The 6,520-nt window shown below is 69.9% G+C and carries 6 protein-coding genes; 1 reads left to right on the plus strand and 5 read right to left on the minus strand.

All coding sequences use genetic code 11. The features are described from left to right. A partial coding sequence (locus tag I5I_RS08480; protein WP_036318358.1) for an aminotransferase class V-fold PLP-dependent enzyme occupies positions 1 to 823 on the plus strand: 823 nt, incomplete at its 5' end. Between the two features lie 19 nt (positions 824 to 842). Here the strand turns inward: I5I_RS08480 and I5I_RS08485 are convergent. The 5 genes from I5I_RS08485 to I5I_RS08505 all read right to left on the minus strand — a co-directional run. After that, the gene (locus I5I_RS08485; protein WP_036318362.1) at positions 843 to 2,057 is read right to left on the minus strand and encodes an MFS transporter; all 1,215 of its coding nucleotides are present in this window, start codon (positions 2,055 to 2,057) and stop codon (positions 843 to 845) included. A 17-nt stretch (positions 2,058 to 2,074) separates the two neighbouring features. Further along, positions 2,075 to 2,842, minus strand: a complete 768-nt coding sequence (locus I5I_RS08490; RefSeq protein WP_036318359.1) for a fumarylacetoacetate hydrolase family protein — start codon at positions 2,840 to 2,842, stop codon at positions 2,075 to 2,077. Next, on the minus strand, positions 2,839 to 3,969 hold the full coding sequence (locus I5I_RS08495; protein WP_036318360.1) for a branched-chain amino acid aminotransferase: 1,131 nt from the start codon (positions 3,967 to 3,969) through the stop codon (positions 2,839 to 2,841). Before I5I_RS08495 ends, I5I_RS08490 begins: the two co-directional genes overlap by 4 nt. A gap of 49 nt (positions 3,970 to 4,018) precedes the next feature. Beyond that, positions 4,019 to 5,071, minus strand: coding sequence for a 3-isopropylmalate dehydrogenase (locus I5I_RS08500; protein ID WP_036318361.1), 1,053 nt, complete (start codon positions 5,069 to 5,071; stop codon positions 4,019 to 4,021). Positions 5,072 to 5,140: 69 nt separating this feature from the next. Further along, a partial coding sequence (locus I5I_RS08505; RefSeq protein WP_036318363.1) for an MFS transporter occupies positions 5,141 to 6,520 on the minus strand: 1,380 nt, incomplete at its 5' end.

A 6,520-nucleotide genomic window follows, 5' to 3' on the forward strand; every position in this document is an offset into this window, starting at 1 on the left:
CTCCCAGACGTCGGTTCAGGTTGCACTTCTCGCGGCGGCGCTCCCCGCGGGTTCGACGGTCCTGGTACCGGAACACGAGTTCTCCTCGCTCGTCCTGCCCTTCGTGCACGCAGGCCGCGGGATCCGCGTCCGCACCGCTCCGCTGTCGCGCCTGGCCGACGCGATCACGTCCAGTACGACGCTCGTCGCGTTCTCCCTGGTGCAGTCCGCGTGCGGTCACGTCGCCGATGTCGACGCCATCTGCACCGCGGCAGCCGCGGTCGGTGCACGCACGGTATGCGATGCCACGCAGGCCGTGGGCTGGATGCCGGTCGACGCCGGGCGATTCGATGCGCTGCTCTGTCACGCCTACAAGTGGCTGTGCTGCCCACGCGGCGTCGCCTTCATGTCGGTGAGCGCGGACTACGCGCGCACGCTCGCGCCCGTACAGGCCGGGTGGTACGCCGGCGACGATCCCTGGACGTCATGCTACGGCGGTGACGCGGATCTCGCCGCCTGCGCGCGACGCTTCGACGTCTCCCCCGCCTGGCAGGCATTCGTCGGCGCCGAGCCCGCGCTGCGAACATTCGCGCAGGCCGACATCGCGGCCGTCCACGCTCACGCCACGGGTCTCGCGTCCCGCCTTCGTCGGGCGCTGGAGCTGGAGCAACCGGACATCCCGACGGCGATCGTCACCTGGGTCGACCCGGGCGGAGACGACCTCGCGCGTCTGCAGGCCGCCGGCATCACGGCATCCGGCCGCAACGGGCGCGCGCGCGTCGCCTTTCACGTGTTCAACGACGAGACCGACGTGGACCGGGCCGTCGCAGCCCTCCGCGGCTGACACCTCCTCGCGGCGCTCCTCACCCGCGACGCGCGTAGGGCGAGAGCACCGTGACCGCGACGACGAGCACGAGCGCGACCAGCGCGAGTCCGCCGTAGCCGATCTGACTGAGGACGACGCCCGCCACCACGGCGCCGACAGCGGCGCTGAAGGTCATGATCGTGTCGCTGAGCCCCTGCCGTCGCGGCCGCAGGCTCGTCGGAGAGCTCTCGGTGAGCAGAGCTGCGCCCGACACGGTCGCAGCGCTCCACCCCGCTCCCAGCAGGAACAGCGCGACCAGCACCGCCCATTGCGAATCGGGCATGGTCGCCGCCACGATCAGCGACACCGCCAGCAGCGCCTGACCCAGGAGGATCGTCGCGATGCGTCCCCATCGGTCGGCCAGCACCCCGAACACCGGCGACAAGCCATACATGCCGAACACGTGCAGCGCGATCGTGGTTCCGACCACGAGCGTGACGTGCTCGGGTGCCAGGTGCGCCAGATGGATCGGCGTCATCGCCATCACCGACGCCATCACCACGTGCGACCCGGCCACCGCGAAGACCGCATAACGCGCGGCGACCGGCCGGTCGACATCGTCGATGCGCTCACGCTGCGCCTCGCCGCTGCGCGCCAGGCGCTGTGCGAGCAGGAGCGGGTCGGGTCGCAGCGCCGCCACGTAGAGCGCAAAAGCGATCAGCTGCGCCACGATCGAGAACGCGTACGAGCCGGTGAGCGGTGGCATCCACAGCGCGGCGCCGACGATCTCTCCCGGTGTCAGAAGCAGCGGGCCCACCACACCCCCGACGGTCGTCGCCCAGACGACGGTGCCGAGGTCGCGTCCGCGCCGCGCGGCGGGAGCGAGGTCGGTCGCCGCGAAGCGCGACTGCAGATTGCCCGCGTTGCCGGCGCCGATGAGCACCACGCCCACGATCAGCAGCGGGAAGCTGCGCACGGCGGCCGCCGTGATGACGATCCCGATGCCGATCAGCGCGAAGAGGTTGCCGAGTGTCAGCGCCACCCGTCGCCCGCGCCGTGCCGCCATCCGCGCGAGCGGGATGGCGCACAACGATGCTCCGAGCGTCACGGATGCCGTCGCCAGCCCCGACAGCGCCTCCTGGCCCGACAGATCGGCCGCGAGCAGCGCGCCGAGCGAGACCGTTGCGCCGAAGGCGATGCCGCCCAGCACCTGTCCGGCGGCGAGGACGGTGACGGTGCGCCGCTGGATACGCGCGACGGCGACGGGGTCCATCGCCGGCGCCAGGGCGCTCACGCGTTTCGCGCGGTGTTGCGCAGCGTGCCCAGGCCCGTGATCTCGATCTCGATGGTCTGGCCCGCGTCGAACGGCCCGATGCCGGCCGGCGTACCGGTGAGGATCACATCCCCCGGCAGCAGCGTGAACGCGGCCGAGGCGTAGGCGATGATCTCCGGCACCGAGTGCACCATGTCGGAGATCGGGCCATCCTGGCGCACGTCGCCGTCCACCCGCGTCACGATGCGCGCGCCGCCCTCGAGGCCGAACTCCGTCTCGATCGCCGGACCGAGCGGGCAGAACGTGTCGAACCCCTTGGCGCGCGCCCACTGCCCATCCGACTTCTGCAGATCACGCGCGGTCACGTCGTTGCCGATCGTGTACCCGAACACGTAATCGAGCGCAGCGGATGCCGGGACATTCTTGGCCACACGGCCGATCACGATCGCGAGCTCGCCCTCGAAATCGGTGCGCTCGGACTGCGAAGGCCGCACGATCGCATCTCCCGGTCCGATCACCGCGGTGTTCGGCTTCAGGAACAGCAGCGGCGCGGCCGGAGCCTCGCCGCCCATCTCGGCGGCGTGGTCGCGGTAGTTCTTGCCGACGCAGACGATCTTCGAGCGCGGGATGACAGGAGCGAGCAGCGCGACCTCACCGAGCGGAACCCGCTCCCCCGTCGTCTCGAAACCCGCGAACAACGGATCACCCGCCAAGACGACCAGCTCGGCCTCGTCGACGATGCCGAAGCGGATCGCCTCGTTGTGACTGAAACGGACGATCCTCACGCGGCCGGCTCCGCATCGGTCACCGGCTCGTCGAGACGCACGAGCCAGCCGTGCGTGTCGTCGCGACGCCCGTACTGGATGTCGGTGAGCTCGTCGCGCAGCGACTGGGCGAGCGGGCCGAGGGGCTGCTCGTCGACGAAGTCGCGCCCCTTCAGCACACCGATCGGAGCGACGACGGCGGCGGTGCCACATGCGAACACCTCGACGATCTCGCCGGAGGCGACACCCGAACGCCACTCGTCGATCGAGACCGCGCGGCCCTCGATCTTGTGGCCGCGGTCGGCAGCGAGCTGCAGGATCGAGTCGCGTGTGATGCCTTCGAGGATCGAGTCCGACTGCGGCGTCACGATCGTGCCGTCCTTGTAGACGAACACGACGTTCATCCCGCCCAGCTCTTCCACGTTGCGATCCTGGTCGAGGAAGACGACCTGGTCGCAGCCCTGCTCGTACGCCTCCGCCTGCGGCAGCAGGCTGGCGGCGTAGTTGCCGCCCGTCTTCGCCGCGCCCGTGCCGCCCTTGCCCGCGCGCGCATAGTCCTCGCTGAGCCAGATCGACACCGGCTTGGCGCCGCCCTTGAAGTACGCGCCGACCGGTGAGGCGATCACGTAGTAACCGACCTTGTTCGCCGGACGCACACCCAAGAACGCCTCCTTGGCGAACATGAACGGGCGCAGGTAGAGGCTCTGGTCGGCGCCGGAGGGCACCCAGGCGCCGTCGACGGCGATGAGCGCCTTCAAGGACTCGATGAAGTACTCCACCGGCAGCTCGGGAAGCGCCAGGCGTCGTGCGCTGCGCTGCAGGCGACGACCGTTCTGATCGGGACGGAAGGTCCACACGGAACCGTCGGCATGCCGGTAGGCCTTGATGCCCTCGAAGATCTCCTGCCCGTAATGCAGCACGGCGGCAGCGGGGTCGAGCGACAGCGGGCCGTAGGGCTGCACGCGGGGACGGTGCCACCCGCCGCGCACCGACCAGCAGATGTCGACCATGTGGTCCGTGAAGGTCGTTCCGAAGGCAGGATCGGCGAGCAGCTGCTCGCGCTCCGCAGCGGACTTCGCAGCGAGGTTGCGGGTGACCGCGAACTCCAGAGGGGCGAGTCCGGCGTCGGGTTCGTAGATGAGGCTCATGTCGTGTCCTGAGGGTGTGAGCGGTCGGCGTACGTGCGGCGGTTCCAGGCTACGCCTGCACCGCGGCGGCGATGGCGTCGCCGACCTGAGCGGTGGCGCGGGGTGCGGAGCCCCTGTGGGCGATGTCCTCCTCGACGGCGCGGGTGACGCGCGCGGCTTCGTCGGCGAGCCCGAGATGATCGAGCATGAGGGCGACGGAGAGGATCGCGGCCGTGGGGTCGGCCTTCTGCTGTCCCGCGATGTCCGGCGCCGAGCCGTGCACGGGCTCGAACATCGAGGGGAACGCGCCGTCGGGGTTGATGTTTCCCGAAGCGGCGAGGCCGATGCCTCCGGTGACGGCGCCGGCCAAGTCGGTGAGGATGTCGCCGAAGAGGTTGTCGGTGACGATCACGTCGAAGCGGCCCGGGTTCGTGACCAGATAGATGGTGGCCGCGTCGATGTGCACATAGTCTACGGTCACCTCGGGGTGCTCCGATGCCACGGCATCCACGATCCGCTTCCACATCCCGCCGGCGTGCACCAGGACGTTCGTCTTGTGCACGAGGGTCACCTTCTTGCGGCGGCGCTCGGCATGAGCGAACGCGTACCGGACGACGCGCTCGATGCCGAAGGCCGTGTTGACCGACGTCTCGTTGGCCACCTCGTGCGGTGTCCCGGTGCGGATGGAACCGCCGTTACCGACGTAGGGTCCCTCCGTGCCCTCCCGGACCACGACGAAGTCGATCTCACCGGGATCGGCAAGCGGCCCCGGCGCTCCCGCATACAGCTTCGAAGGACGCAGATTGACGTAGTGATCCAGCGAGAACCGCAGCTTCAACAGCAGCCCACGCTCGATGTTCGCGTCCTTCAGACGCGGATCGCCCGGTACGCCCCCGACGGCACCGAGCAGGATCGCGTCGTGTGCGGCGATGGCGGCCAGATCATGGTCCGTGAGCGTGTCTCCCGTCTCGAGGTAGCGCGCCGCCCCGAGGGAGAAGCGCGTCTTGTCGAAGGTGACCTCGGATGCCGCGGTCACGGCGTCGAGCACCTTCTCCGCCTCTGCGACGACCTCCGGACCGATGCCGTCACCGGGGATGACGGCCAGCTTGATCACACGCGACATGGAACTCCTCGACACAGCTCGTACTCGGGCATGCGCGGCGCCGTCGGTGCGGACGTCCGTGAGGACGGATCAGTGCTCGACGTGGGCGCTGCGCGACCCCTTCAGCGTAGTGGCCGCGATGACCGCTGCGATGGCGACGAGCACGGCTCCGATCACCGCGGTGATGCCGACACCCGCGTCGAAAGCGTGAGCCGCCGCCGTGCGCAGCGCATCGGCGGTGGCACCGTCCAGGGCGCCCGCTTCGGTCATCGCCCCTGCCAGGGTCTCGCGCGCGGCATCCGCCGTGGCACCCTCGACACCCGCAGGGAGCACGATGCCCGTGCGATACGCGGCTGTCAGGATGCCGCCGAGCACCGCCGTGCCCAAGACGGCGCCCAGCTCGTAGGCCGTCTCCGACACGGCGCTGGCCGCGCCGGCCTTCGCCGGCGGCGCACTGGCGAGAATGAGCTCGTTCGACACCGTCTCGGCGGCACCGATGCCGATGCCCAGCAGCACGAAGGCGGCGATCAGCAGCGCCAGGGCGCCGTCTCCGACCGCGCCGGGAACGAGCAGGTAGGCGATGACCGAGAACGACAGTGCGATCGGAACGATCACGCGCGCCGAGACGCGGCGGGCGATCGGCACGACGAGCAGTCCGGCGACGATCATCGCCGCCATGCCGGGAACGAGCGCGAATCCCGCCTCCATCGGCGACAGACCGACGATGAGCTGCAGATGCTGCGCGACGAAGTACAGGAAGCCCACGAGAGAGACGACGCTGAGCAGGTTCACCAGCAGCGCGCCGCTGAAGGTGCCACGGGCGAACAGCCGCATGTCGAGCATCGGCTGCGCGGAAGCGAGCTGACGGCGAACGAACACGACACCGAAGCCGAGCCCGGCGATCGTCAGCACCACCGGGAGCACGCCGAAGCCGTGCACCGCGACCTCCTTGATCGCGTAGACGATCGGCACCATCGTCAACATCGACAGAGCGATGCTGATCGGGTCGATGCGTCCAGGGCGCGGATCACGGCTCTCGGGCACCAGCAGCGGCGCCAGGATCAGCAGCGGCACGAGAACCGGCACCGACATGAGGAAGACCGAGCCCCACGCGAAGTGCTCGAGCAAGATCCCGCCGACGATCGGCCCCAGGGCCGCCCCCGCGGAGAACATCGACGCCCATACCGCGATCGCCATGCGGCGCTGGTCGCGGTCGGTGAAGATGCTGCGCAGCAGCGACAGGGTCGACGGCATCAGCATCGCGCCGAACACGCCCATACCGGCACGTGCGGCGATGAGCCAGGCGGCGCTGGGCGCGAAGGCGGCCAGCACCGACACCGCGGCAAAGCCGGTCGCGCCGATCAGCAGCATCCGTCGACGCCCGAAGCGGTCGCCGAGCGTGCCCATCGTCACCAGGAGCCCCGCGAGCACCAGCGGATAGGCGTCGATGATCACAGCTGCTGGGCGCTG

The organism is Microbacterium sp. B24 (assembly GCF_000333415.1).
Lineage (GTDB): Bacteria > Actinomycetota > Actinomycetes > Actinomycetales > Microbacteriaceae > Microbacterium.

What these genes read in the sequence shown, in the direction of transcription:
- I5I_RS08485 (WP_036318362.1), bottom strand. Translation starts at nt 2,057, where the DNA reads ATGGACCCCGTCGCCGTCGCGCGTATCCAGCGGCGCACCGTCACCGTC.
- I5I_RS08495 (WP_036318360.1), bottom strand. Translation starts at nt 3,969, where the DNA reads ATGAGCCTCATCTACGAACCCGACGCCGGACTCGCCCCTCTGGAGTTC.
- I5I_RS08500 (WP_036318361.1), bottom strand. Translation starts at nt 5,071, where the DNA reads ATGTCGCGTGTGATCAAGCTGGCCGTCATCCCCGGTGACGGCATCGGT.